The 26,684-nt window shown below is 60.9% G+C and carries 23 protein-coding genes; 15 read left to right on the top strand and 8 right to left on the bottom strand.

Annotated elements, in window-relative coordinates:
• Window positions 1-50 precede the first annotated feature (50 nt).
• From XMD517_RS06550 to XMD517_RS06525, 6 genes are all read left to right on the top strand, one after another.
• A complete protein-coding gene (locus XMD517_RS06550) occupies window positions 51-851 on the top strand; it encodes a cytochrome c oxidase subunit 3 (RefSeq protein WP_055189669.1) in 801 nt (266 codons plus the stop codon).
• 77 nt (window positions 852-928) lie between these two features.
• On the top strand, window positions 929-1,603 hold the full coding sequence (locus XMD517_RS06545) for an SURF1 family protein (protein ID WP_173487526.1): 675 nt from the start codon (window positions 929-931) through the stop codon (window positions 1,601-1,603).
• 26 nt (window positions 1,604-1,629) lie between these two features.
• A complete protein-coding gene (gene thrC / locus XMD517_RS06540; RefSeq protein ID WP_173487525.1) occupies window positions 1,630-3,015 on the top strand; it encodes a threonine synthase in 1,386 nt (461 codons plus the stop codon).
• Window positions 3,016-3,020: 5 nt separating this feature from the next.
• On the top strand, window positions 3,021-4,289 hold the full coding sequence (locus XMD517_RS06535; protein WP_173487524.1) for a pitrilysin family protein: 1,269 nt from the start codon (window positions 3,021-3,023) through the stop codon (window positions 4,287-4,289).
• A complete protein-coding gene (locus XMD517_RS06530; RefSeq protein WP_055189664.1) occupies window positions 4,286-4,888 on the top strand; it encodes a GNAT family N-acetyltransferase in 603 nt (200 codons plus the stop codon). Before XMD517_RS06535 ends, XMD517_RS06530 begins: the two co-directional genes overlap by 4 nt.
• A gap of 110 nt (window positions 4,889-4,998) precedes the next feature.
• The gene (locus tag XMD517_RS06525) at window positions 4,999-6,417 is read left to right on the top strand and encodes an FAD-binding oxidoreductase (protein ID WP_173487523.1); all 1,419 of its coding nucleotides are present in this window, start codon (window positions 4,999-5,001) and stop codon (window positions 6,415-6,417) included.
• 467 nt (window positions 6,418-6,884) lie between these two features.
• Here XMD517_RS06525 and XMD517_RS06520 read toward each other — a convergent pair whose 3' ends face one another.
• The 3 genes from XMD517_RS06520 to XMD517_RS06510 are packed head-to-tail and all read right to left on the bottom strand — an operon-like array spanning window position 6,885 to window position 9,333.
• Entirely contained in the window at window positions 6,885-7,415 is a 531-nt protein-coding gene (locus XMD517_RS06520) for an adenine phosphoribosyltransferase (protein WP_055189662.1), read from the bottom strand.
• On the bottom strand, window positions 7,412-8,464 hold the full coding sequence (locus XMD517_RS06515) for a DUF418 domain-containing protein (RefSeq protein WP_173487560.1): 1,053 nt from the start codon (window positions 8,462-8,464) through the stop codon (window positions 7,412-7,414). The genes XMD517_RS06520 and XMD517_RS06515 overlap by 4 nt, the downstream gene beginning before the upstream one ends.
• The gene (locus XMD517_RS06510; protein ID WP_173487522.1) at window positions 8,464-9,333 is read right to left on the bottom strand and encodes an S-methyl-5'-thioadenosine phosphorylase; all 870 of its coding nucleotides are present in this window, start codon (window positions 9,331-9,333) and stop codon (window positions 8,464-8,466) included. Before XMD517_RS06510 ends, XMD517_RS06515 begins: the two co-directional genes overlap by 1 nt.
• A 313-nt stretch (window positions 9,334-9,646) precedes the next feature.
• Between XMD517_RS06510 and XMD517_RS06505 the strand changes: the two genes are divergently transcribed.
• On the top strand, window positions 9,647-11,284 hold the full coding sequence (locus XMD517_RS06505) for a SulP family inorganic anion transporter (protein WP_173487521.1): 1,638 nt from the start codon (window positions 9,647-9,649) through the stop codon (window positions 11,282-11,284).
• Window positions 11,285-11,374: 90 nt separating this feature from the next.
• Here XMD517_RS06505 and XMD517_RS06500 read toward each other — a convergent pair whose 3' ends face one another.
• The gene (locus XMD517_RS06500) at window positions 11,375-11,980 is read right to left on the bottom strand and encodes a flavin reductase family protein (protein WP_173487520.1); all 606 of its coding nucleotides are present in this window, start codon (window positions 11,978-11,980) and stop codon (window positions 11,375-11,377) included.
• Between the two features lie 83 nt (window positions 11,981-12,063).
• Between XMD517_RS06500 and XMD517_RS06495 the strand changes: the two genes are divergently transcribed.
• Complete coding sequence (locus XMD517_RS06495) at window positions 12,064-12,555, top strand: GNAT family N-acetyltransferase (RefSeq protein WP_173487519.1); 492 nt, start codon at window positions 12,064-12,066, stop codon at window positions 12,553-12,555.
• 348 nt (window positions 12,556-12,903) lie between these two features.
• Here the strand turns inward: XMD517_RS06495 and ptsP are convergent, their stop codons facing one another.
• The gene (gene ptsP, locus XMD517_RS06490) at window positions 12,904-15,177 is read right to left on the bottom strand and encodes a phosphoenolpyruvate--protein phosphotransferase (RefSeq protein WP_173487518.1); all 2,274 of its coding nucleotides are present in this window, start codon (window positions 15,175-15,177) and stop codon (window positions 12,904-12,906) included.
• A 444-nt stretch (window positions 15,178-15,621) separates the two neighbouring features.
• On the opposite strand from ptsP, the gene cysK reads away from it, so the two are divergent.
• The 3 genes from cysK to XMD517_RS06475 all read left to right on the top strand — a co-directional run bounded on the left by cysK (window position 15,622) and on the right by XMD517_RS06475 (window position 18,585).
• Window positions 15,622-16,692: a cysteine synthase A gene (cysK, locus tag XMD517_RS06485; protein WP_173487517.1), complete on the top strand. Its 1,071-nt coding sequence runs from the start codon at window positions 15,622-15,624 to the stop codon at window positions 16,690-16,692.
• A gap of 190 nt (window positions 16,693-16,882) precedes the next feature.
• On the top strand, window positions 16,883-17,353 hold the full coding sequence (locus XMD517_RS06480; protein ID WP_173487516.1) for a hypothetical protein: 471 nt from the start codon (window positions 16,883-16,885) through the stop codon (window positions 17,351-17,353).
• Window positions 17,354-17,577: 224 nt separating this feature from the next.
• Window positions 17,578-18,585 carry a hypothetical protein gene (locus tag XMD517_RS06475; protein ID WP_173488214.1) on the top strand — a complete coding sequence of 336 codons (1,008 nt, stop codon included), beginning with the start codon at window positions 17,578-17,580 and terminating at the stop codon, window positions 18,583-18,585.
• Between the two features lie 655 nt (window positions 18,586-19,240).
• On the opposite strand, the gene XMD517_RS06470 is transcribed toward XMD517_RS06475, so the two are convergent.
• From XMD517_RS06470 to XMD517_RS06460, 3 genes are all read right to left on the bottom strand, one after another.
• Window positions 19,241-19,915: a GntR family transcriptional regulator gene (locus tag XMD517_RS06470; protein ID WP_368493379.1), complete on the bottom strand. Its 675-nt coding sequence runs from the start codon at window positions 19,913-19,915 to the stop codon at window positions 19,241-19,243.
• Between the two features lie 105 nt (window positions 19,916-20,020).
• Entirely contained in the window at window positions 20,021-21,178 is a 1,158-nt protein-coding gene (argE, locus tag XMD517_RS06465; protein WP_173488213.1) for an acetylornithine deacetylase, read from the bottom strand.
• 2 nt (window positions 21,179-21,180) lie between these two features.
• Window positions 21,181-22,365, bottom strand: a complete 1,185-nt coding sequence (locus XMD517_RS06460; RefSeq protein WP_173487513.1) for a M24 family metallopeptidase — start codon at window positions 22,363-22,365, stop codon at window positions 21,181-21,183.
• 265 nt (window positions 22,366-22,630) lie between these two features.
• Here XMD517_RS06460 and eutB point away from each other — a divergent pair, with 265 nt between their 5' ends.
• The 4 genes from eutB to XMD517_RS06440 all read left to right on the top strand — a co-directional run bounded on the left by eutB (window position 22,631) and on the right by XMD517_RS06440 (window position 26,665).
• Window positions 22,631-23,638 carry a hydroxyectoine utilization dehydratase EutB gene (gene eutB, locus XMD517_RS06455; RefSeq protein ID WP_173487558.1) on the top strand — a complete coding sequence of 336 codons (1,008 nt, stop codon included), beginning with the start codon at window positions 22,631-22,633 and terminating at the stop codon, window positions 23,636-23,638.
• The gene (locus XMD517_RS06450; protein ID WP_173487512.1) at window positions 23,628-24,614 is read left to right on the top strand and encodes a cyclodeaminase; all 987 of its coding nucleotides are present in this window, start codon (window positions 23,628-23,630) and stop codon (window positions 24,612-24,614) included. Before eutB ends, XMD517_RS06450 begins: the two co-directional genes overlap by 11 nt.
• A 4-nt stretch (window positions 24,615-24,618) precedes the next feature.
• Window positions 24,619-25,107: an Lrp/AsnC family transcriptional regulator gene (locus XMD517_RS06445; protein ID WP_173487511.1), complete on the top strand. Its 489-nt coding sequence runs from the start codon at window positions 24,619-24,621 to the stop codon at window positions 25,105-25,107.
• 82 nt (window positions 25,108-25,189) lie between these two features.
• Window positions 25,190-26,665 carry an NAD-dependent succinate-semialdehyde dehydrogenase gene (locus tag XMD517_RS06440; protein WP_173487510.1) on the top strand — a complete coding sequence of 492 codons (1,476 nt, stop codon included), beginning with the start codon at window positions 25,190-25,192 and terminating at the stop codon, window positions 26,663-26,665.
• Window positions 26,666-26,684: the final 19 nt, after the last annotated feature.

Here is a 26,684-nt window from a genome sequence, read left to right as displayed (position 1 = left end):
GACAAAACGGGGCTGATACATGCCCGGAGCAATAGGGACCTGAACGAAAAATGGCACATGCAAAGAACCACGATTATCACATTCTGCCGCCCTCGGTGAATCCGTTCCTCGGTGCGGTGGCAGCGTTTGTCATGCTGTTTGGCGCGGTGAAATGGATGGCAGAGGGCAGTTGGATGCTGTTTGCCGTGGGGTTCCTCGGCGTGCTTTATGTCATGTTCGCCTGGTGGTCGGACGTGGTGCATGAAGGGCAGACCGGCGACCACACCCCGGTGGTGAAAATCGGGCTTCGTTACGGCGTGATCCTTTTCATCATGTCAGAGGTGATGTTCTTCTCGGCCTGGTTCTGGTCCTTCTTCAAACATGCGCTTTACCCGATGACCGAAGGGTCCCCCAAGGTCGATGGCGTCTGGCCGCCCGCAGGCATCGAGACCTTTGACCCGTGGCACCTGCCGCTGATCAACACGCTGATCTTGCTTCTGTCAGGCGCCGCCGTGACCTGGGCACACCACGCGATTGCCCATGAAAACAACCGCAAAGACCTGGTCAACGGTCTGGCCATTGCGGTGCTCTTGGGCGCGATCTTCACCATGTTCCAGGCCTATGAATACAGCCATGCGGCCTTTGGCTTCTCGGGCAATATCTACGGCGTGAACTTCTTCATGGCGACCGGCTTCCACGGCTTCCACGTGATTGTCGGCACCATCTTCCTCGCGATCTGCTGTCTGCGCGCAATGAAGGGCCACTTCACCCCCGAAAGCCACGTTGGGTTCGAGGCTGCCGCCTGGTACTGGCACTTCGTCGACGTTGTCTGGCTGTTCCTCTTCGCCGCCGTCTACATCTGGGGCGGTTGAACCTGACCCCAATTCGGTCCTAATTGGGCGTGGGAGCAATCCCGCGCCCTTTTCCGTTCCCAGTCAAAGGTCTGACCATGCGTTGGAAATTCATATTGGCGGCTGTGCTCAGCCTTGTTGTCCTTGGGATATTCCTCTCCTTGGGCACATGGCAGTTACAACGTCTGCAATGGAAAGAGGCGTTGATTGCCGAGATTGAGGCGAAGATCGGTGCAGCCCCCACCGACCTGCCGAAAACCGTTGACCCGGACCAGGACAAATACCTGCCGGTTCTGGTCAGTGGCGCGTTTGATGCGGGCGGGGTGTTTGTCCTTGGCTCCAACCGCGATTTCGGGGCCGGGCATCGGGTGATCTCAGCCTTTGCACTGCCGGACGGGCGGCGCCTTCTTGTGGATCGTGGGTTTGTGCCGGTGCGTGTCGGGCGGCCTGATCTTGAAGCCAGCGCCCCCATGACCCTCACCGGCAACCTGCACTGGCCCGAGGAGCGCGACGCCTATACGCCCGAGGATGACATCGCTGGCAACATATGGTTTGCCCGCGACGTGGACAAGCTCGCCGCCCATCTGGGCACCGATCCGATCCTGATCATTGCACGGGAGCAGACCAATCCGGCGATCATCCCCATGCCCGTCACCGCCGCAGGTATCCCCAACCGCCATCTGGAATATGTCGGCACATGGTTTTTGCTGGCAATCACATGGTCGGTGATGACAGGCTTTGCGCTTTGGCGTATGAAGCGCCGGAACGCCTGATGCGTCACGCTTAAAGGAAGATCAAGATGCGCTATGTTTCGACCCGAGGAGAGGCCCCGGTTCTGAGTTTCGAAGACGCCATGCTGACCGGGCTTGCCCGCGACGGTGGCCTTTATGTGCCCGAAACTGTCCCGACCATGACCACGGATGAAATTGCAGCACTTGCCGGTGTCTCTTACGAAGAGGCCGCCTTTCGCGTGATGCGCCCCTTTGTCGAGGGCAGCTTCTCGGACGAGGAGTTCCGCGAGATTATCGCCAAGGCCTATGCCGGTTTCGGTCATGAGGCCCGCGCGCCGCTGGTGCAGCTGGAGTCGGGTCATTTCCTGCTCGAACTGTTCCACGGCCCGACGCTGGCGTTCAAAGATTTTGCCATGCAGCTGATCGGCCAGCTGTTTCAGGTGGCGCTGGCCAAACGAGGTGAGACGATCACCATCGTCGGGGCCACGTCGGGGGACACCGGCTCCGCCGCGATCGAAGCGTTCCGCGGGCTTGAGAATGTCAATGTCTGCATCCTCTACCCGCATGGGCGCGTCTCGGAGGTGCAGCGCCGCCAGATGACCACCCCGGTTGAGGCCAATGTCCACGCGCTTGCCGTGGACGGGGATTTCGACGACTGTCAGGCGCGGCTCAAGGACATGTTCAATGATTTCGATTTCCGCGACGAGGTGAAACTCGCCGGTGTGAACTCGATCAACTGGGGCCGGGTGCTGGCGCAGGTGGTGTACTATTTCACCGCCGCCGTGGCCGTGGGCGCGCCGCATCGCCGCGTCAGCTTTACCGTGCCGACCGGCAATTTCGGCGACATCTTTGCAGGCTACATTGCCAAGCAGATGGGCCTGCCGATTGACCAGCTGGTGATTGCCACCAACCAGAACGACATTCTGCACCGCACGATGGAAACCGGCGCCTATACGAAAGGCGAGGTGACCCCGTCGATTTCGCCCTCGATGGATATTCAGGTCAGCTCCAACTTTGAACGTGCGCTGTTTGACGCTTATGGGCGCGATGGAAAAGCGGTGCAAAGCCAGATGGCGGATCTTGCCACCGGCGGCTTCACCATCTCGCAGGGCGCGATGGAATATTTGAAGGACCATTTCACCTCGGGGCGCGCCTCGGAACCGGAAACTTCGGCTGAGATCATGCGCAGCTTTGCTGCCACCGGTGAGGTTCTTTGCCCGCATTCCGCCGTGGGCGTGAAAGTGGCGCGTGAACATATGTCTGATACGGTGATGATCACGCTGGCCACCGCCCACCCGGCGAAATTCCCGGCGGCTGTGAAAGAGGCCTGCGGGCAGGATGCCCCGCTTCCCCCCCGTATGAGCGACCTGTTTGAGCGTGACGAACGCGTCACCCGCGTCGCGGGCGACCTGGACGCGCTGAAAACCGTGATCCGCGAAAAGATTGGACACTGACCTAGATGGCAATTGAAATCGGACGGCTGGCAAACGGCTTTCGCGTTGTGACAGAAAACATGCCGGGGCTGGAAAGTGCTTCGCTCGGGATCTGGGTCATGGCCGGTGGGCGCCATGAAACCGAGGCCCAGAATGGCATTGCGCATTTTCTGGAACATATGGCCTTCAAGGGCACCAAGCGCCGCTCGGCGCTGGAGATTGCCGAGGCGATCGAGGATGTGGGCGGCTATCTGAACGCCTATACCTCGCGCGAGGTGACCGCCTATTACGCGCGCGTTCTGAAACAGGATGTGGCGCTGGCCTTTGACGTGATTTCCGACATCGTGCTGAACCCGGTGTTCGACGCGAATGAGATCGAAACCGAACGCGGCGTGATCTTGCAGGAAATCGGTCAGGCGCTGGATACGCCGGATGACGTGGTCTTTGACTGGCTGCAGGAGGTTGCCTTCCCCGATCAGCCGCTGGGCCGCACCATCCTGGGACCGGTTGAACGGGTGCAGAGCTTTACCCGCGACGATCTGGCCGGGTTCGTGGCCCAGCATTACGGCCCCGAACAGCTGATCCTGTCCGCAGCGGGCGCGGTGGACCATGACGAGATCATGCGCCTGGCCGAGGCCACCTTTGGCGGGCTGACCCGTGGCACCCCGCCTGCGCAGGTTGCGGCAGGCTGGGCTGCGGGCGAACGGCACGAAATTCGTGACGGGCTGGAGCAGGTCCATTTTACCCTCGGGCTGGAGGCGCCGAGCTATCGGGATGAGGCGTTTTACGCCGCCCAGCTGTTCAGCTCGGCCCTTGGCGGCGGCATGTCCTCGCGCCTGTTTCAGGAGGTGCGTGAAAAACGCGGCCTGTGCTATTCGATCTATGCGCAGGCGGGCAGCTATGATGATACCGGCATGATGACCATCTATGCCGGCACCTCGTCTGACGATATCGCCGATCTTGCTGGTCTGACGGTGCAGGAACTGACACGGGCGGCGCAGGATATGTCCGAGCGCGAGATGGAGCGCGCCCGCACCCAGCTCAAGGCCGGGCTGTTGATGGGGCTGGAAAGCCCCTCGGCGCGGGTGGAACGCATGGCGCGGCTGCTGGGGATCTGGGACCGGGTGCCGGGGCTGGAGGAAACCGTGGCCAAGATCGACGCGGTCACGCTGGCGGATATCCAGCGGGTCGGGCGCAAGATGGCGTTTGACGCCCCGATGGCCATGGCGGTCTACGGCCCGGCGGCCAAGGCGCTGCCTCTGTCCGCGTTGAGCGAACGCAGGAAGGCCGCATGATGTTTGGCGCGCTTTCGACCCGCTCTCGAAAGAAAGTTCGGATCGAAACCGAGCGCCTGACGCTGCGCCTGCCGACCCATGGCGATTACCGCGCCTGGGCGGCTTTGCGTGCCTCAAGCCAGGATTTCCTGACCCCGTGGGAGCCAAGCTGGGCGGCGGATCACCTGTCACGCAAAAGCTTTACCAACCGGGTCTATTGGGCGGGTCGCTCGATTGCCAGCGGCACCGCGCTTCCGTTGTTCCTGATCCGGCGCGCTGATCAGGTGCTGGTGGGTGCCATCACCCTGGACAATATCCGCCGAGGCCCGGCACAGGCCGCCACTGCGGGCTATTGGGTGGGCGAATGTTATGCGCGCGAAGGGTATATGCGTGAGGCGCTGAATGCGGTGGTGCATTACGCGTTCAACGATCTTGACCTCAGCCGGCTCGAGGCAGGCTGCCTGCCGGAAAACCTCGCCTCGCGCGGGGTGCTGGAAAAAACCGGCTTCAAATATGAAGGTGTGGCGCAGAGTTATCTGCAGATCAACGGGCGTTGGCGCAATCACGTCCTTTATGCCAATCTGAGGTCGGATCGGCGCGGGCGCACCCAGGTGGGATAAGACCCGCCGGGCTGGGGGCGCTTTCGCTCACGCTCAGGCGCGCTTTTGGGGGCCTCGCTGCGCTCGGTGCCTCCGGCGGGAGTATTGGGACCAAGAAGAAAGAGGGTGTGATGCGAGACGCGGATAAGGTGTTTGAGGCGCGGTTGCGTGCGCAGCTCCCTGAGGCGGTGTTTCGCCCGCTGGCCCCCCATTACCTGGAAGAGCCGCGCGGGCTGTTTCACGGTGGCGGCGGGCTGGTGCTTGCGCCCGGTTGCGTGGAAGAGGTCTCGCTCATCATCCGGGCGTGCCATGACGCATCGGTGCCGGTGGTGCCCTATGGCGGTGGCACCGGGCTGGTTGGGGGGCAGGTGATGCCTGCCGGGCACTGCGCGCGCCCGGTGATCTTGTCGCTCGAACGCATGACCCGGATCCGTGCCATTTACCCCGAGGAAAACGTGTTGGTGGCCGAGGCGGGTGCGATCCTTGCTGATGTGCAAGCTGCGGCCGAAGGGGAAGGACGGCTGTTCCCGCTGTCGCTTGCCTCGGAAGGGTCCTGCCGGATCGGCGGCTGCCTCTCGACCAATGCCGGCGGGGTGAACGTGCTGCGCTATGGCACTGCGCGCGCGCTCTGCCTCGGGCTGGAAGCGGTGTTGCCGGACGGGCGGATCTGGTATGGGCTGAAACGGCTGCGCAAGGACAATACCGGCTATGACCTGACCAATCTGCTGTGTGGGGCCGAGGGCACATTGGGGGTGATTACCGCCGCCAGCCTGCGCCTTGCGCCGCGCCCCCGCGCGCAGGCAACGGCGCTTCTGGTGGTGCCGGGGCCGGTGCAGGCGCTGTCCCTCCTGTCCCTTGCACAGGACCTGATCGGTGAGGGGATTTCGGCATTTGAACTGATCTCCGGCACCGGGTTTGCGTTTCTGACCGAGGCCGGCCTTGGCGGCCCGCCCCCCTTTGCACAGGCACCGGCCTGGTCGGTGCTGATAGATCTTGGTCTGGGCGGCGGGCAGGAGGCCGGATCGGCGCTGTTGCACCTGTTTGAGCTGGCACAGGAAAAAGGCTTGGTGAGTGACGGGGTCATCTCTCAGTCTGAAGCGCAGCGCGCGGCCCTGTGGAAACTGCGTGAAGAAATCCCCCTGGCAAACCGCCATGTGGGGGCCGTGTCTTCTCACGACATCTCGCTGCCACTTTCGGAAATCCCCGCCTTTCTGCGGCGCGCGGACGCCGCCATCACCCAGCTCGGCCCGTTTCGCATCAACGCATTTGGCCATCTGGGGGATGGCAACCTGCACTACAATGTCTTTCCGCCAAAGGGGCAGCAGAAGCACGACCACGCCGCACAGGCCGCCGACATTCGCGCCGCAGTCTACGATCTTGTCCAGCAAATGGGCGGATCCTTCTCCGCCGAACATGGGGTTGGCCGGCTTAAACCGGAAGAGCTCGCCCGCTACGCGGATCCGACGCGGCTCGCCACCTTGCATGCGATCAAACAGGCGCTCGACCCCAAAGGGATCATGAACCCAGGCGTGATGTTTCCCCTTGGCTGACGGCCGGGCGCGGTCTGTGCCGCGCGCCTTGCAAGGGTGATGGGCGTTTTCAGGTATTGCTGTGATCTAACACCACCGGGATAGGCTTTTTTTTCTGGTGTCAAATATCCCGGGGTGAGGCCGTTAAAGCGTTTCGAGATGAGCTTGAGACACAATGATAAGTCGAAACGCTTTAGGCCAAGGGGCAGCGCCCCTTTTCCCAACCCGTGCAAAGCCTCTCGGAGGACCCCTCAGACACCTGTTTCTCCTCCATCGGTCAGACACAGGCGGCAGAAACCTGACTTCGGGCACTGTCCGCCCGAACCAATCGGTCAAAACAGTGATGCCCTGCCTTTGGGTGAAGGCAGGGCATCGCACGGGGTCGATGAATATCGTCGTGCACAAGCAGCGTCTGTTGCTCCAACAGACAGGTCCTTCTCTAATGATCAAACCTTAACAACCCGTTCACGATGTTTGGGTTTTTCGGATTACAGCCCCTCAAACTCGCACAGGATATGCACATCCATTCCCATATCCTGCAAAATCTTGCGCCCGCCCAGTTCCGGCAGGTCCACGATGAAGGCGCAGCCCACGATGTCGGCACCGACACGTTCGAGCAGCTTGATCCCCGCCCCCGCCGTGCCCCCGGTGGCGAGAAGGTCATCCACCAGCAAGACCCGCTCGCCGGGCTGGATTGCATCGGTGTGCATCTCGACCACCGCTTCGCCATATTCCAGCGTATAGGCCTGGGAATGGGTCTCACCGGGCAGTTTGCCCTTCTTGCGGATCGGCACAAACCCGGTGCCCAGCTGATGCGCAATCGCGCCGCCAATGATGAAACCGCGCGCCTCAAGCCCGACCACCTTGTCAATCGGCTGCCCCGCATAGGGGTGCAGCATCTGGTCGATCGCCATGCGCATCCCGCGCGGATCGGCAAACAGCGTGGTCACATCGCGAAACAGGATCCCTTCATGCGGGAAATCGACAATGGTGCGGATGTAATCTTTGACGGTTTTCATAGCTTTCCCTCGGTGGTGATGCGCATCAGGGCCTCAAGCGGTCCCCGGCGGAACTTACGCAACCAGAAAAGCGCAAACAATGCGCTTATCGTCACAAATCCAATGGAATAGGCAAATATTCCGGGGGACGACATCTGCCCGTCCAGCAGTCCCATCGCCTCCAACAGGCCCATGCCGATCACGATATGGGCGACGTAAAGTGTCAGCGTCATGCGACCGGGGGCCACAAACAGAAGCTCAACACGAAGCAGTCGGATCAGCGGGGTGATCAGCAGGGTTGCACCCAGCAGCGCGGTGGCCGCAGCCCCCGCGACCAGCATGTAAAGCGGACCGGGGGGCAGGGGGGCGGTGCCCAGAACCTCCCCCAATTCAGGCAGTTCAATCAGGCGTTGCGACAGGCGCTCACCCAGATAGGCCACAAGGGTGCCACCGATCAGAAGGGACAGCTGGACCGGCAGGTGATCAAGCTTCAGCCGGCCAAGCCACAGGCCAAACAGCAAGAAAGCCAGCCACGGGAACAGCGGATGCCAGCCGTTGAAAAGGGAATGGCGCAGAAAGCCCGTGAGGGTCCAGAAATCCGCATAAGCCAGCCGGTCCCAGTCCCATCCGGCATTGTAATCCAGCGTGATCTGCGCCAGCGTCCCAAGCCCCACCAACAGGGCGGCCCCGAACAGAAGGCTGCGGTTGGTTGCGCCCAGAAACAGGGCGGCCCCCGCGAAATACAGCCCATAGAAATGCAGAATATCCGCATCGAAAATCAGCATATTGCCCATGCCGATCGCAAACAGGAACAGGGCTCGACGCAAAACCAGATGCCAGCGCGCCGATCCCAGAGCGAGGCTCACCCCCGCAAGGATCACGAACAGCGCGGCGGCGCGCCCTTCGATCAACATGGTGATCGTGGCGGGCCAGTCCTCGGCCCAGCCAAGCGCGATATCCGCCCCGCCCCAGCCGCCACCCGTGGCCAGCTCGGCCGCGATGCGGAAATTGACCAGAACCATGCCGGCAAAGGCCAGAAACCGTGCGATATCAATGCCCTGATTGCGCATCAAAGCACGCGACCCGCCACCGCATCCAGTTTGGCCAGCAGCGTGGGGTCGCGTTTGTCCGGTGCGGTCATGATGGCGAAATCCAACGCGTGATCGCAGCCCTGCGGGCAGGGCGCATGGGTGGCCCCCAGCAATTTCGGCAGGCGCGCCACGAGGTCCCGCGCCTTGGCCGCATTGTCGCCCACCGTGGCAATCACCTGCGCCACATCCACATTCTCATGGTCGGGATGCCAGCAATCGAAATCGGTGACCATCGCAATCGAGGCGTAGCACAGCTCGGCCTCACGGGCGAGTTTCGCCTCGGGCATATTGGTCATGCCAATGACGTCACAGCGCCATTGCTCACGATACATCCGGCTTTCCGCAAGCGTCGAAAACTGTGGCCCCTCCATCGCCAGATAGGTGCCCCCCCGATGCACGGAGATCCCCGCCGCCCGCGCCGCTTCGAAACAGGCCTGCCCCAGCGGGTCGCAGGTCGGGTGGGCCAGCGGAACATGGGCCACGCAGCCGGTGCCGAAAAAGCTTTTTTCCCGCGCGAAGGTCCGGTCAATGAACTGATCCACAATGACAAAATCCCCCGGCGGCATGTCTTCGCGGAACGACCCGCAGGCCGAGATCGCAACCACATCCGTGACCCCCAACCGCTTCAGCGCGTCGATATTGGCGCGATAGGGCACTTCGGTGGGGGCATGCACATGGCCGCGCCCATGGCGGGGCAGAAAGGCCATCGAAACACCGTCAAGCTGCCCGGTCAGAATCTCGTCCGAAGGCGGCCCCCATGGGGTGTCCACCGCCTGCCATGTCGCGTCTTGCAGCCCGTCGATCTCATAGACGCCTGAGCCGCCGATCACGCCGATCATCCTGTCCATTCTGCCCTCCTCATATCCGTCTGGCGCGACTCTGGGCCGAGGGGTGTCGCGGTGCAAGAGAGAATCAGCGCAGATGCAGCAACTCCCGCACCACTTTTTGCGTAAATCCAGGGGGACAGGGGCGCGCGTCGGGGTTTCAATTTGCGCCAATCCCCGTTAGGAACGCCCAAACGCGAACAACCCCTTAACGCGTTTCGATTTCAACCTGACACAGGCAAGACATCGAACCGCGGCAAGAAATATCATAATGTCGACGTTTCAAGAGAAATCTGTGTGTCAGGTTTGCCTCGAAACGCCCCAATCAGGTGACCCCATGCCCCGAGCTCTTCTGGCCCGTTATGCCGCCCGTATAGAACGCCCCGACCTGCGCCTGTCGCCCAGCGTCGCGCTGACACCGTCGCGGCTGAAAACCGAAATCCTGTCGGGCCTGACCGTGGCGCTGGCGCTGGTGCCCGAGGCGGTGGCCTTTGCCTTTGTGGCGGGTGTGCACCCGCTTGTGGGTCTGTATGCAGCTTTCATGGTGGGGCTGATCACCGCTCTGATCGGCGGCCGTCCGGGGATGATCTCGGGTGCGACCGGCGCGCTCGCGGTGGTGATGGTGGCTCTGGTCGCGGATCATGGGGTGGAATACCTGTTTGCCACCGTGGTGCTGATGGGGCTTTTGCAGATCTTTGCCGGTGTGATGCATTGGGGCAAGTTCATCCGGCTGGTGCCGCATCCGGTGATGCTGGGCTTTGTGAACGGGCTGGCCATCGTGATTTTCCTGGCCCAGCTGACGCAGTTCAAACAGCCGGGCAATCCCGACGCGTGGCTTGCCGGCACCCAGCTTTACATGATGCTGGGCCTTGTTGGCCTGACCATGTTGATCATCTGGGGCCTGCCCAAAATCACCAGCATCATCCCCGCGCCGCTGGCCGGGATTGGTATTGTCGCCGGGGTGGTGATTGCCTTTGGCATCAACGTGCCCACTGTCGGGGATATGGCCTCGATCAAAGGCGGGCTGCCCAGCTTTCACTGGATGTTTGGCGAGGGGGAGGGGCTTTACGGCACGATGCTTGCGCCTTTCACGCTGGAAACGCTCTGGATCATCCTGCCTTACGCCGTGATCCTCGCGGCCATCGGCCTGATTGAAAGCCTTCTGACCCTGAACCTTGTGGGCGAGATGACTGGCCAGCGTGGGGGCGCGTCGCAGGAATGTATCGCGCAGGGCACGTCGAATGTGGTGACCGGATTTTTCGGCGGCATGGGCGGCTGTGCGATGATCGGCCAGTCGATGATCAACGTGAAATCGGGCGGGCGCACGCGCATTGCCGGCATCGCCGCAGCCCTGTTCCTGCTGCTGTTCATCGTCGCCGCCTCCAGCTGGATCGAGATGATCCCGCTCGCAGCCCTCGTGGGTGTGATGTTCATGGTGGTGATCGGCACCTTCGCCTGGAACTCGGTCCGGATCCTTACCAAAGTGCCGCGTCTGGATGCCTTTGTGATCATCCTGGTGACCGGCGTGACCGTCTACGAAGACCTCGCGGTGGCCGTGGTGGTGGGGGTGATCGTTTCGGCGCTGGCCTTCGCCTGGCAGAACGCCTCGCATATCCATGCCCGCACCCGTGTGGACGAAGACGGCCATCGCAAGGTCTATGAAATCGAAGGCCCGCTGTTCTTCGGATCCGTGGATGGGTTCCTGGAGCTGTTTGACGTGGAAAATGACCCTGAGATCGTGGTGCTGGAATTTGCCGAAAGCCGCGTCGTGGACCAGTCCGCCCTGCAGGCGATCGAAGCGATTGCCGCGAAATATGAAGCCGCTGGAAAATCGATCCAGCTGCGTCACCTGTCGCGTGACTGTCACAAATTGCTGAACAAGGCGGGGCACCTGATGGTCGATAGCGATGACGACCCGGATTACGAAATTGCCGTGGATTACTCGGTCAAAACCGGCATCCTCGGCGGGCACTAACGCCGTTTCGAAAGCGCGGAGCGGAACAGGAAAGGGCGCCTTTGGGCGCCCTTTTGCATGATCAGGCAGGTTGTCAGGTCAGGTGCTGGATCAATCATCCGGGCGCTTCAGTTCAAACTGATCCCGCACCAATGTGTAATTGCGGTATCCCATCCGTGCGAGCAGCCCCTTTGCGGTTGGGTCAAAGATCCCATCGACCATGCACTCGTCATTCAAGTGCACGCCGACCACCTCACCGAAACAGACGTAATTCTCGGCGCCGGGCAGGCGGGTGATCTGGGTCAGCTTGCATTCCAGCGCCGCAGGGGCGGCCGCAATCCGGGCGCAGCTGATCACCTCGCAGTCGGTTTTCGCAAGCCCCGCGCGGGAAAATTCATCCACCTCGCGGCCATAGCTGCCCGAGCTGACATTCATCGCATTTGTCATATCTTCCTGGACAAGATGCACGCAAAACACGCCGGTTTTGTTGATATTGTCCAAGCTGTCCTTGCCCAGATCGCGGTCAGGCTTTCCCGCGGTTGACGCAAACATCACCTGCGGGGGATCATAGGCGACCCCGTTGAAAAACGAATAGGGGGCAAGGTTGTCGCGGCCCTGCGCGTCGCGGGTGGCAATCCAGGCAATCGGGCGGGGGGTGATTACTGCATTGAACGGGTTATGGCGCAGGCCATGCCCGTTTTTTGGTTCGTAAAACATGCGCTTCTCTCTTTTCTCGAGGCTGCGATCTTGTTAGCAGCATCGCAGGGAAAGAGGAAAGGGACAGAGGAGAGGGGGCCGCAGTGTATACGCTCAGCGTAGAACAGGATGAGGATTGGTGGGAGGTGGAAGCCCTCTATGACACCTGCTTTGCGCCGGGGCGTGAGGCGTTGTCGTCCTACCGTCTGCGTCACGGGGTGGCTCCGGTGCGCAGCCTGTCGATGGTTGCGCGCGACGGTGATGGCATTCTGGCCGGGGCGATCCGCTACTGGCCGGCACTGATCGACGGGCACCGGATCCTGTTGCTGGGCCCGATTGCGGTGCACCCGACCCGGCAGGGCGAAGGGCTGGGCGGGTTGTTGATGCGCGGCAGTCTGGATCAGGCCCGCAAGGAAGGCTGGCCGCGGGTTCTACTGGTTGGGGATGCGCCCTATTATCGTCGGTTTGGCTTTGCCCGGCTCGATCATGTGACGATGCCGCCGCCCACCAACCCCGACCGGGTTCTGGGGCTGGAATTGCAGCCCGGGGCCTGGCGTGGGGTTCAGGGAGCGGTTCGGAAGTTTGGCCCTGAATGAGGTCTTTTGCCCGCTCTGCGCCTTCGGCGCTTGGACGTAAGATGGCTGAGGGCGCGGATCGCGTGCGCAGGCGCTGACGGGCACCTCATAGCGAGCGCCCCCGGTGTGACCCGATTTGAAACCCCGTTTGCCCCGCAGTTTGCTCCCCAGTCCTCTCCCCTGTGTGAGCTGACGTCTTGCCGTCCATAACAACAGCAGTCCCGCCCCGCAGAGCGTCACAAACATCATGGCAACCATCACGTCATCTCCTTTCTGGAGTGACCCTGCCACCGGTGCATGAAAAAGTGGTTAATCCGTGCCGCGAAAGCGTTTCGACCTCACCCTGAGACAGGGACAGGTCGAAACACCTTATTCGGATTGAAAGGAATGGCGGTTGCGGGCAATCCAATCAACCACCGCCCCGCGCACCGACTGATCCCCCGACAGGCGGGCATCGTCAATACAGGCGCGCAGCTCTTGCAGGTTGATCCGCCGGATCAGGCTTTTCACCGGGCCGATGGACGCGGGCCGCATCGAGAGATGTTTCATGCCGAGGGCCGCAAAACAGGCGGCCTCAATCGGGCGGCCCGCATCTTCGCCACAGAAGCTGAGCGGCGTGCCCACCTCGGCGCAGCGATCCACGATCTCTTCAATCACGTTCAGAAAGCTGACATTCAGCGTGTCATAGCGCCGCCGCACCCGTTCGTTTTCACGATCTGCCGCGTAAAAGAACTGTTTGAGGTCATTGCCGCCGATCGAGATGAAATCCGCCATTTCAAAAAACAGCCGGGGGGCAAATACCATCGAGGGGGTTTCCAGCATGGCGCCGATTTCAAGCTTTTCGGGCAGCACATGGCCCAGCTTGCGTTCGCGCTCGACCTCGGACAGTAGCATTTCTCGGGCGTCGCGAAACTCGTCCAGCTGGGCGATGAAGGGGAACATGACGGTGAGCGTGCGCCCTTGCGCCGCCCGGATCAGGGCCTGCAGCTGCATCCGCATCACGCCGGGCTTATCCAGCCCCACGCGGATTGCGCGCCAGCCCAGGGCCGGGTTCGGTTCGTCCAGCGGGTTCATGTAAGGCAGCACCTTGTCCGAGCCGATATCCAGCGTGCGAAACACCAGCCGCTTGCCATGGGCCGCGTCCATCACACGGGCATAGGTGTCGACCAGTTCCCCCCGGCGCGGCACTTTGGATACGGTCAGGAACTGCAGCTCGGTGCGAAACAGGCCCACACCCTCGGCGCCGGAATTTTCCAGGCTGGGCAGGTCGGCCATCAGCCCTGCATTCATATGCAGCTTCACCTCGGTGCCGCAAAGTCCCTTTGCGGGCTTGTCGCGCAGGGAGCGGTAGCGTTCCTGTTGCTGCGCTTCCATCAGCATCTTGTCACGAAACGCGCCAATGATGCTTTCTTCGGGGCGCAGATGCACGGTCGCATGTTCACCATCCACCAGGATGTGATCCCCGTTCAGCGCCTCGGTGGCGATGCGCCCGGCCTGCACCACAAGCGGGATGGCCCAGGATCGGGCCACGATGGCGGCGTGGCTGGCGACGGACCCTTCCTCAAGGACGATCCCCCGCAGCCCACGGCCATATTCCAACAGCTCGCCCGGTCCGATATTGGTGGCGATCAGGATCGGGTTTTCCGGCATTTCCGCGCCGGTTTCGCGCCCCTGACCGGTGAGGATACGCAGCAGGCGGTTTGACAGGTCATCCAGATCATGCAGACGTTCGCGCAGATAGGGGTCGGGCACCTGACTCATCCGGGCGCGGGCCGCGGATTGTTCCTTTTCGACCGCTGCTTCGGCCGACAGGCCACGCGAGATGTCGTCTTCCATCCGGCGCATCCAGCCCTTGGAATTGGCAAACATCCGGTAGGCTTCGAGCACCTGCATATGCTCTTTGTCCTTGGTTCCGGCCCCGCGCTGGGCGGTTTCCAGAAGCTCGTCGACCTTCAGGCGCAGTTCCTCGACCGCCTCTTGCAGACGGCACAGTTCAACGGCGGGGTCATCCGCCACCGGGTTTGTGACCACCACGCGCGGTTCATGCAGCCAGACATGGCCCTCGGCAGCACCTTCCTGGCCGATCTGACCCTGGAAGGTTGCGGGGCGCTGGTGCAGGGCGGCCATGGCGGCGCCTTCGCCGATAAAGGCGCCCAGTTCGGTCATTTCGGCCAGCACCATGGCGACCACTTCCAGCCCGTAAAGCTCGTCGGAACTGTATTCGCGCGCCTCTTTCGACTGGATCACCAGAACGCCCAGCGTTTCGCCCAGCCGTTGCACGGGCACACCAAGGAAGCTGGAATAAATCTCCTCGCCGGTTTCCGCCATGTAGCGAAACCCTTTTTCCGAAGGGGCGTCCTTGGAGTTGATCGGGCTTGCGGTTTTTGCCACGCGGCCAACCAGCCCTTCGCCCATGCGCAGCCGGGTCTTGTGCACCGCTTCGGGGTTCAGCCCTTCGGTGGCGCAGAGTTCCAGCGTTTCCGCGTCACGAAACAGGTAGATGGAGCAGACCTCCACCCCCAGGCTTTCGGCAATCAGCGTGGTGATCCGGTCCAGCCGTTCCTGCCCCTCGGACGCGGCGGCCAGGGTTTCGCGCAGGCTGACCAGAAGCTTGCGACTGTCGGATTGCGGGCGTTCTGCCATTGTCGTGCCTCTCCCTTGCACGGCTTCGCCCAATTGGGCGGTGTTCCTTGAGAACCTGAGTGCCCGATGGCAGGCGAATTGTCCAGCGTGGCAATATGTGCAGGCAAGGGGGAATGGGGCGCTGAGGATCGGGCCGGGGGAAACTTTCCTTTTGACAACAAAGGCTTGCTTTTTGGTGGTGAGGCGGCGGGGCTGCAACAACTATAGCGTGAAATCTCAAATCTTTCTGCATTGCCTGTCAAATGGTCAATCCTGCCGGGGAAGGGCCCAAGGAACAGGCCATTTGTAACGCGTTAAACACCGGGACATTGCCCTTCAAGCTGGGGCGGGGCGTGGGAAAATGTTCTTTTTCCCCACTGCAATCTGGCGCTGGGCGGGAAGCTGACCTAGTTTTGTTGCAAATTCCTCCCGAACATCGGGATTTCCAGACAAAAGGACTTTGATATGACTGTGCGACAAACCAATGGCCGTGGGCGGCGTTACGCATCCGTGCTGGAAACCGTGGGGGACACGCCGGTGATCCGGCTGAACCGGATCGGTCCGGATCACGTCAATCTGTTCGTCAAGCTTGAGGCGGCCAACCCGGCGGGGTCGGTCAAGGACCGGCTGGCTTTGAATATTATCGAAGCGGCGGAACGCTCCGGTGCGCTCAAGCCGGGACAAACGGTGATTGAGGCCACTTCGGGCAACACCGGTATTGGTCTGGCCATGGTCTGTGCCGCCAAGGGCTATCCGCTGGTGGTGACTATGGCCGAAAGCTTCTCGGTTGAGCGTCGCCGCCTGATGCGGTTCCTGGGGGCAAAGGTGGTGCTCACCCCCAAGGAGCTCAAAGGGTTTGGCATGTATTCCAAGGCCAAGGAACTGGCCGAGAAAAACGGGTGGTTCCTTGCCAGCCAGTTTGAAACCGACGCCAATGCCGACATCCATGAAAACACCACCGGGCGAGAGATCCTTGCCGATTTCGAGGGGGAAAAACTGGATTACTGGGTGACCGGCTATGGCACCGGCGGCACGGTCTCTGGTGTGTCGCGGGTGCTGCGGAAGGAAAGCCCGGACACCAAGATCATCCTGGCAGAACCCGCCAATGCGGCGCTGATCAGCTCGGGCTATGTGAACACCCGCAACGAGGAAAACCAGCCCACCGAAGGCCACCCGGATTTCAACCCGCACCCTATACAGGGCTGGACCCCGGATTTCATCCCCCATGTGCTGCAAGAGGCGCTGGACAAGGGCGGTTATGATCAGTTGATCAAGGTGCCGGGGCCGGATGGCATTGCGCTCTCACAGCGTCTGGCCGCAGAAGAGGGCATCTTCGTCGGCATCTCGGCAGGCGCCACACTGGCCGCCGCCCTTGAGGTCGCCAAGGATGCCCCGGAGGGCGCAAATATCCTTGTGATGCTGCCCGACACCGGCGAACGCTACCTGTCCACCCCGCTGTTTGAAGGCATCGCGGAAGGGATGTCCGAAGACGAAGTGGCGATTTCGCAATCCACCCCTTACGGGCAGATGGGCTAAGCGCCTCACCTGGAATACGCTCCCCCGGCCTTCGGGGCGCGGGGGAGTGCAGGGGTTTTTCGGGATGCAGCGCAAGACGGAAATGTCAGCGGCGCCCCGAATGCCCGCCTGCCAGAACCCCGCCATCGGATGGGTGCGCTTTGCGCTTTTGACCTTTGACAAAACGACCGCAGGCGAGGATCATTCGCCAATGAGTAGAACGGTTGTCATTGGTCTGTGTGTGGGTGTTCTGGGGGGGCTGTTGGCGGCCTATCTGTGGCGTTTCCCCAATGATATCAGACACTACACCGAAGCAGAGCTGCTGGGATCAACCTGTGCGGAGCTTTCTGAAAAACATGAAGAGGTGATCTTTGCCTATCACGACGCATCGATTGCCCGGCAGCGCAAAACCGGCAGTTTTGAGGATCCCGGCCTGCCTGTGGAGGATGTGCTGCCCCTCCTCATCGTGATGAAGAAGGTCATCCGGGAGAGGGAGATCGCGGGGTTGGATCTGACCCAGCCCTTTTTCCATTCCCCCTCGGAGGCGCCCCCAAGGCTGCATTCCGATTTCTATGCTGAAATATCCGCCCTCTGCGCCTCGGATCCCGCGATGGATGCCGGTGCGGCCATACTGCAGGCGGCAAGAAATCTTGGCCTGACCCATAGGCCCGTGACCCGATAAGACCCGATCTTGGCATGCGCAAAGTGTCGGCGATACGGCGCTAGACTTTGATGGGAAACCTGATCATCATCTTTAAAGCGTTTCGAGATCAACTTGAGACACAAGTAGATCACGAAACGCCTGCAACATCAGTAGGTTTCGAGCGTTTCACCTCATTATTGTGTCTCAATAATAAGTCGAAACACTTTAGGATATCGTAAAGGCATTTCAAAAGGGTAGGGTGAGTGAGACACGCGTTCGGGGTCAGTCCGTTTTGTTTGGGAGTTTTGCTGGCCACGGATGTGATGGCCGGATGTCCGCAGGGACAGGAAGCGTTTACCTCCTGCCGGTTTGATGACCGCGGCACCGAGGTTTTTGTGTGTTTCGATGACCAGGTCGCAACCTACAGCTATGGGCCGATCGGCGGTCCCCCTGATCTGTTCCTGTCCGAAACCATTGAACGGGTTGATTTTGAGCCCTGGTCGGGGGTCGGGACCGCAATCAGCGAATCCGTCACGTTTTACAACCACGAATATGCCTATAATGTCGGCGGCGGTTTTGAACGACCGTTTTCCGAGGAAGAAATGCAGCTGCCGCAAAGGCGGTTTGGGTGGGTTGAGGTGACAGAAAGCGGCGTGCGGGCCACCAGCCTTGAATGCAACCCCGAAACGGTCACCTATGGGTTCGGAGGCGGGCTTTATGATGCCAAAGTGGCGGCCGGGCAGAGCTGGGACTGGGACAGCAAGACCTGGATATCCGAACAGTATGTGACCGTGGCCATGCCCCTCCTGAGAGAAACCCGCCAATATGGCGCCGACTTCGATTGCCTGCCCGCCTCGGAATTTGGCATGAATGGCGTCCGCATGGGGGATCCGCTCGCGGCCCTTGGCAAGCTCGGAACCGCCGAGGCCACCGAGGAGACCTCTTTCAGTGATGAACCGATTGACCGGATGGCGCTTGTCGGGGCAAATGTTGATTTCTTCCAGGATGTGGTTGTCACGATCTCCGCCAGATCACCGAATTGGCAATTGCCCTCGGGTCTCAGGGTTGGCCTGACCCGTGGCGAGGTGATCCGCATCCTCGGACGGGTGCCCGCCAGCTATACCGCCCGGTCAGAGAGTTTCGCGATCCAGACCTGCCCGCAAAATCAGGGGGCGGAGGAGGAGGTTCCCTTCGGCAAATGGTTTGCGCTGATCGAGTTCGGGCAGGACAAGCGGGTGAGCAGACTGACCTTGCTAACCCCCACGGAATAACGCGTTTCGGCCTTAACTCCTCATGCGGCTCGACACCGCACATGCTCCCTCTCGCCCCCTCTGCTTGATGGGATTGTGGGAGGGATGACTGAGGACGCGTGGCGATTTCGCACTCCACGCCTTACGGGCAGAGGGGGGAAACGCATCGTCTTAAGAGCACTCCCCCGGCCTTTGGGGAGAGGAAACGTGGTCCGATGACCGTTTTGAGCCCGACCTGCGAATTCTACTTTTACGCTGCGCGTGCTCGCAGAACGCAAATTGCAGCACCCGCATCGTTGTCAGCGTCGCTGGCGGCGCGAAAACTGCCGTTCCTTCGGAATGCCGCGAGATTGTTGGCAGGATCTACCGGTTGCGGGATGACAAAGCGATTGCTTGTGCAGATGTTGCTGAAGCGTCCGACCTTTTACCTGAAACATCATGTGGCGCGCATGTCCCGAGAATGCGAAGCATGACAGGGTATTTGTGCCTCAGGTTTAAGGTCGGGCGCTCTATCGCAGCATACTTTCGCAGTAGCATTGCCCCGTATTTTGGGATGCACGCTCGGCTCCCAACCCGACATCCATGGCCACGACGATTCCCAATAACCAAACTGCTTTTTCGCGACGCCCTGGATCAACAATTGGGTCGCCATCGGTCAATCCGTCCTGCCCGGTCTTCAGCGCTTCATACGGCTATAGCTCATCGAAATATGGGCCCGCTGTATCAGCGCGGCGGCCTGAAGGTCTCCCAGTTCAATCGCGGCGGTCACTTCGTCGACTTCGCGCGCAAACACGCCAATTTCTTCGTTCAGGTCGATGATCGAGGCGAAAAAGGATTTCAGCCAGATCCGGGTGGTTTGAATATAGAGCCGCTCGGAAATCTCGCGCAGTGGCGCGTTATCGGTCAGTTGCAGCCGCGCAAGGAAGAACTCCATGTTGAGCTGCGCAAAGACGCGCGGCTCGGGAGTTTGCATAAGCGCTTTGGCGCGATGTGACAGGTCGGAAAGACGGGCCGACAGCGCGGCATCCGGTTGCTTCGGCGACAGCTTCCCCACCAGTTCCGCCAGCTCCATGCGCAATTGATAGGTCTGGGCCAGCTCCTCGATATTCACATCGGTCACGAAGGTCCCGACACCATGAACGGAATGCACCAGCCCCTCATCCTCGAGCCGCGCCAGAACGCGTCTTAGCGGGGTGCGGGATACACCGAACTCTTCCGCCAATTCCGTTTCCGAAAGCCGTGTGCCGGGGGCGTAGTCCAGCATACAGATGCGATTGCGAAGCTCGAGATGCAGGATTTCGAACCGATCGCGTGCTTTGACGTCACTGTTTTCGAAAAAGGCAGAGGTCACGGTGATGATCCTTCGATTGATAAACGCGCGATGCTCAGACGTAACGCGGCACGCCCCAGCCCGCAAAGGTCCAGACCGGCGCAATCCGTCTGCGCCGCGACCATATCAGACCAGCTTGGCCGAAAGGCGGGTGAGCATGTCCAGACATTGCTCCATCTGATCGACCGAGACATATTCATCCGGTTTATGCGCCTGATCAATGGACCCGGGGCCGCAGACGACAACCGACATGCCGAGCCCCTGAAATATGCCAGCTTCGGTCCCAAAGGGCACCACGTCGGCCCCATTGGCCCCGGTCAGCTCCATCACCAGATCCCGCGCCTCATTCTCTGCCATGGGCTCAAGCCCATCGACCTCGCCGATCACTTCGGTCTTGATCCCGGCGTCGGGATGCACGGCCTGCATCGCGGGGATAAGCGTATGGGCGCAAAACTGGTGCAGCTCGCCCTTCACGAAGTCGGCGTCCGACTGCTGAACTGGGCGCATCTCCCATTCCACCCGGGCTTTGCCGGGGATCACGTTATGAGCCACACCGCCCACCAACGCACCGGTGTTGATGGTGGTCCAGGGTGGCTCGAACCGGCTGCCCTCTGGCGCGCGGGGGCGAAGATCCGCCTTCAACTCCAACAGCTTCGAGACAAAGCGCACCGCATATTCCACCGCATTCACACCGCGATCGGGGCCGGCCCCATGCCCCTCAAGCCCCGTGAAGTGGGTGGTGTATTCATAGCACCCCTTGTGCCCCTCGATGATCCGCATCGAGGTGGGTTCGCCTATGATCGCAACAGCGGGTTTGATGCCCTTCTCGCGCAGAGTATCCGCCAGGGCACGCGCGCCGAAACAACCGACTTCCTCGTCATAGGTGAAGGCGAAATGCACCGGGCGTTGCAAGTCCAGCGCCGCATAGTGCGGGGCCATGGCAACGGCCGCAGCGATGAACCCTTTCATGTCACACGTGCCACGCCCGAACCATTTGCCATCCCGCGTGTCCATCACGAATGGGTCCGAGGTCCAGTCCTGATCGGTCACCGGCACCACGTCCGAATGCCCCGACAGCACGATACCCCCATCGCGTTTCGGGCCCAACGTGGCGAACAGATTGGCTTTGGTTCCGGTGCCGTCATGCCAAATCTCGACCTCGGCCCCACAGTCCGACAATCGCTGGGCAAGATGTAGGATCATGTCCAGATTGCTGTCCGCGGATACCGTAGGAAAGCCGATCAGCTCTTCCAAAAGGGTCTTTGTGTCTGCAAGCGCGCTCACGGTCAGTCCTTCACGAAGAGTTTTCGGTCCATATTGCACAGGGCCTCGGCCGGTCCGTTTTCTGTGATCAGGATGGTCTCGGTCGTCTCAAGCCCCCAGCTGTCCATCCAAAGCGCGGGCATGAAGTGGAACACCATGCCGGGTTCCAGTACGGTTTCATCCTCGGTCCGGATCGAGGCGGTGCGCTCGCCCCAGTCCGGCGGATAGCTGAGCCCGATGGGATAGCCCATGCGCCCTTCCCGTTTGATGCCATGTTTTGCCAGTACATCCATGAATGCATTGGCGATGTCGCAGGTCCGATTGCCAGCGCGGGCAGCGTCCAACCCGGCGGTGATCCCTTCGATCTGGGCCCGTTCGGCCGCCCGCATTTCTTGCGGAGGGGTGCCAAGATAGACCGTCCGGCACAGCGGCGCGTGATAGCGCCGGTAACAGCCCGACAGCTCAAAGAATGTCGCTTCACCCTCACGCATGGGGGCGCCGTTCCATGTCAGGTGAGCGGCAGTTGCGTCCAGCCCCGAGGGCGTTAGCGGCACGATGGCCGGATAGTCGCCCCAATCGTCTCCAACCCCAGTGATGCCCGCATGCATGATGTCCGCCACTAGATCGTTCTTGCGCACACCGGGTGCTGCGCGGTCGATGGCCGTCTGGATGACTTTCTCAGAAATACGCGCGGCTTTGCGGATGAACCCGATCTCTTCGTCGGACTTGATCAACCGCTGCCAATTCACCAAGGCAGTTGCATCCTGCAGGCTGGCATTTGGCAGTTCTTCGACCAGCACCGCGTGGGCTTTGGCCGAGTAGTAGTAGTTCTCCATCTCGACACCGATCCGGGCGTTTTCCAGCCCAAGTGCGCGGATATGTCCGGCCAGATCCTGCATCGGGTGGCGCACGGTGGATTGCACAAAGTTGTCCGCATATCCGTGGATATTGTCGTCAGACATCCAGCACGTCCGCCGCCCGCCAAGGGCATCCATCGAACGCCCCCACCAGATGGGTTCGCCCTCAAGGCCCAAAAGGACGCCCTGATGAACATAGAAGGACCAGCCATCATAGCCGGTCAACCACGCCTGGTTCGACGGGTCGGTGACAAACAGCAGGTCCAGCCCTGCTTTTCCCATCGCCTTACGGGTCTTGGCAATGCGGCGATCATATTCGACCTGACTGAACGGAGCATGTTCGATGGGCATCGCAACCTCATGACTAAAATTGGATAGTTGTGCACAACCTAGACCAATCCACCGATTGGCCAGTGCCTTCCCACCCAAGCTAACTGCGAGTGGCAGGCTGATAATTGTTTAAAAACGGCACTCGGATGTCGTTTTTCCTGATTGACCAAAACAAACACGCTGTGGTGTTGTGCACAAATGGCGGCGATCATTGCGTTTCGCATGTGGTCGGACTGCCGCCTGTCCGCCCGACAGACATGAAACGCGACAACCTTGGATGACTGGAATGCCCCTTGAGCTGCACCACATACTCGATGCACGACATCGCATTTGCGGTGTGGCAGATAATACGCCCCTGATCCCGTCCCCGTTCATGTCGAAGGTGGCGGGCCAGGACTTTCTGATGAAGATGGAAACCATGCAGCCCGTAGGTGCGTTCAAGCTGCGTGGGGCGATGTCGGCGGTGATGGCTCTGCCTGACAGTGTGCAGGGCGTGACCTGTTGCTCAACGGGAAATCACGGGCGTGGCGTGAGTTTTGCGGCCAACCGGCGCGGGATGAAAGCGGTGATCTGCATGTCCGAACTTGTGCTGCAGGCCAAGGTCGACGGAATCAAAGCGCTTGGCGCAGACGTGCGCATCATCGGCACAACGCAGGACGAGGCGATGCAGGAAAGCCAGCGCCTGTGCGCGGCTGAGGGGCTGGTCGAGATCTCGCCCTTCGACGATCTTCACGTCATCAGCGGCCAGGGCACGATTGGGGTCGAAATGCTCGAGGCACGACCAGATCTGGATATGCTTCTCGTGCCGCTCTCGGGTGGCGGTTTGGCAGCCGGCATTGCCACAGCCGCCAAAGCGATCAAACCCAGCATCAAGGTGATCGGCATCACCATGGATCGCGGCGCGGCCATGCACGCGTCGATCCGTGCGGGCGAACCGGTCGAGGTGCCGGAATTTGCCTCGCTTGCGGACAGTCTTGGCGGGGGAATTGGGTTGCAAAACCAGCTGTCTTATCCCATCTGCCGGGACCTTCTGGATGATACCATTCTCGTGACTGAACGCGAAATCCTGCACGCCATGCAGGTGATGTTCTACGAGGATCGCATCGTCGCCGAGGGCGCCTCGGTCGTTGGTCAGGCCGCGATGCTGGCGGGCAAGTTGCCCAAGCCGGGCGGTCCCATCGGCACGGTGGTTACGGGGCGCAATCTGGATATGCCAACATTTGCGAAACTCATGACCGGTCAGGACGTGATGATCGGCGACCTGAAAGTGAAAGGCCAAACTTATGGCGCATGACATTCAAATCGTCACCGAAGCCGAGTTGAAAGAGGCGGTGAAGCTTGACCTGACCGTCATTAACGTGGTGGAGCAAGCCTTTGTCGCCCTGGCCTCGGGCAAGGTGGTGATGCCGCCGATCCTGTCGATGGACCTGCACGAAGCCAATGGCGAGGTGGACGTAAAAACCGCCTATATTCCCGGCTTTGACGGATTTGCGATCAAGGTCAGCCCCGGCTTCTTTGACAATCCGAAACTGGGCTTACCCAGCCTAAATGGGCTGATGATCCTTTTCTCGGCTAAAACCGGATTGGTCGAAAGCCTGTTTCTGGACAATGGATACCTGACAGACGTGCGCACTGCCGCCGCGGGCGCCGTGGCCGCACGTCATCTGGCGCCAAAGACGGTCGAAACCGCCGGTGTGATCGGCACCGGCGTGCAGGCCCGCCTGCAAATGATCGCAGCCCATCTGGTGCGCCCGTTCAAACGGGTGTTGGTGCATGGCCGCGACCCAGAGAAAGCCGCCGCCTGCGCTGCCGATCTGGCCGCGACGCTGGGGATCAAGGCCGAGGTGATGACCGATCCGGCAGAGCTGGTGGCCCGGTCGCAACTGGTCGTCACCACCACCCCCGCGCGCGAACCGGTGCTGCGGGCTGAGTGGCTTCATCCGGGGCTGCACATCACGGCCATGGGATCGGACCAGACAGGTAAGAACGAAATTGATCCCGCCGCTCTCGTCGCCGCGGATACGTATATCTGCGACAGCGTCAGCCAGTGCGAAGTGTCCGGGGAACTGGAAGCGGCCAACGCTGCCGGGCTTTGGAACAAAGGCACGCCAGCCGAATTGGGCGAAGTGATCACCGGGGCAAAACCCGGCCGCATATCACCTGACGCGATCACGATCTGCGACCTTACTGGCACCGGTGCCCAGGACACCGCCATTGCTACCCATGTCCGCAAACATTTCGGCAGCGCCGGAACTGTCATTCAGGCCTGATCGGATGGTGTTGGACACGCGCGATATCCAGATACTGTCCGTACTCACGCAAGAGGGGCGGATCACCAAGGCGGCGCTCGCTGACAGGATCGGCCTGTCCCCCACACCTTGTTGGGAGCGCCTGAAAAAACTGGAAAAAGCGGGCCTGATCGAAGGCTACGGCGCCCGCATCAACCTCAAGAAACTCGCGCCGCATGTGACGGTCTTTGTCGCAGCCGAAATCGCGGATCACACCGCCGCCAGCTTCCGCGCCTTCGAGACCGCGATGAACCGCTATGACGAGGTCGTGGCCTGCTGGGCGCTTGGCGGCGGGTTCGACTATCTGCTACAGATCGTGACCCGCGACATTGACGCTTATCAACGCCTGATCGACGAGATGCTGGACGCCCGCATCGGCCTGTCCCGCTATTTCACCTATATCGTGACCAAACCCGTCAAAGGGTCGGCTGGAGTACCCTTTGATATATTGCTTGGGGATATGGGCGACAGTTGAATCGTCTGGTGCACCGGCCCAATTTGGTCACTTCTTCTTGTCAAAGCAGGCAGTATCCTCTGCAGCAAGAGGAGGTTGCGCGATGTCAGAGACGGCTCTTTCGGCACGTATAGATATCGAAGATAAGGCGCTTGTGCGTTCTTTTTCTTATATAAATGGAAAATGGGTGGCGGCACATTCGGGTGAAAGCTTTCCCGTAACGGACCCTGCCAATGGTGATCATCTTGGTGATGTGGCGGCCATGTCGGCAGAGGAATCCTCTGCCGCGGTTGATGCGGCTCAGGCCGCCTTCCCGGCATGGGCTGCGCTTTTGCCGCAACAGCGCGCCGCCATCTTGCGCCGCTGGTTCGAACTGCAGCTGGAGCACAAGGAAGATCTGGCGCGCATCATGGTGCTGGAACAGGGCAAGCCCATCACGGAGGCGCGCGGTGAGATCGACTATGGCGCGGCCTTTGTCGAGTTCTATTCAGAAGAGGCCAAGCGCCCCAATATCGAAGGTGTCACCAGCCATCTGCCGGACGCCGAGGTTGAGCTGTGGCGCGAACCCGTGGGGGTGGCCGCGCTGATCACACCGTGGAACTTTCCCTCTGCCATGCTGACGCGCAAGGCAGCGGCTGCATTGGCGGCGGGGTGTACCGTGGTGGCTCATCCGTCGGGTGAAACACCCTTTAGCGCGCTGGCATTGGCCGAACTGGCGGAGCGTGCGGGCATTCCGGCGGGTGTGTTCAACGTGGTGACGGGTGTTGCCCCGACCGTGGTCGAACCCTGGACGCGCGATGCGCGGGTGCGGGCGCTCTCGTTCACCGGGTCGACCAATGTGGGCAAGCTGCTCTACCGGCAATCCGCGGACACGGTGAAGCGGCTGGTGATGGAACTGGGTGGCCATGCGCCGGTCATCGTCTTCAAAGGCGCGGATCTGGACGTGGCCGTGGCCGAGACGATCAAAGCGAAATTCGCCACCTCCGGGCAGGATTGTCTGGGGGCCAACCGCATCTTCGTGGAACGTGCTATCTATGATGCGTTCTGCGCCAAATTCATCGACGCCACCAAGGCCCTGACCCTAGGCATCGGCATGGATGACCCGGATATCGGTCCGCTCATGAACGAAAAGGCCGTAGAGAAACAGGAAGAGCACGTGGCTGATGCGTTGAGGAAAGGGGCTAAGCTGGCCTGCGGCGGCAAACGGCATTCTTTGGGCCCGCTGTTTTTTGAACCAACCGTGCTGACCGATGTGCCCGCAGACGCGCGGATCATGCATGAGGAAACCTTCGGCCCGGTCGCGCCTATCACCCCCTTTGACTCCGAGGATGAGGTGGTCGCCCGCGCCAATGACAGCGAATACGGACTGGTCGCTTATCTGCACAGCCATGATCCGCGCCGTATCTACCGACTTTCTCGTGCTCTGCAATATGGCATGGTCGCGGTGAACCGCACGAAGGTCACTGGCGCGCCGATCCCGTTCGGCGGCACGAAACAATCCGGGCTGGGTCGCGAAGGAGCGCGACTGGGCATGGAAGAATTCACTGAAATCAAATATGTCTGCCGTGACTGGGCGTGATCCCAAAGGGCTGAGAAAG

The sequence above is a fragment of the Aliiroseovarius sp. xm-d-517 genome (genome assembly GCF_013283135.1).
GTDB lineage: Bacteria > Pseudomonadota > Alphaproteobacteria > Rhodobacterales > Rhodobacteraceae > Aliiroseovarius > Aliiroseovarius crassostreae.
This window is presented reverse-complemented; position numbering and strand designations above follow the sequence as displayed.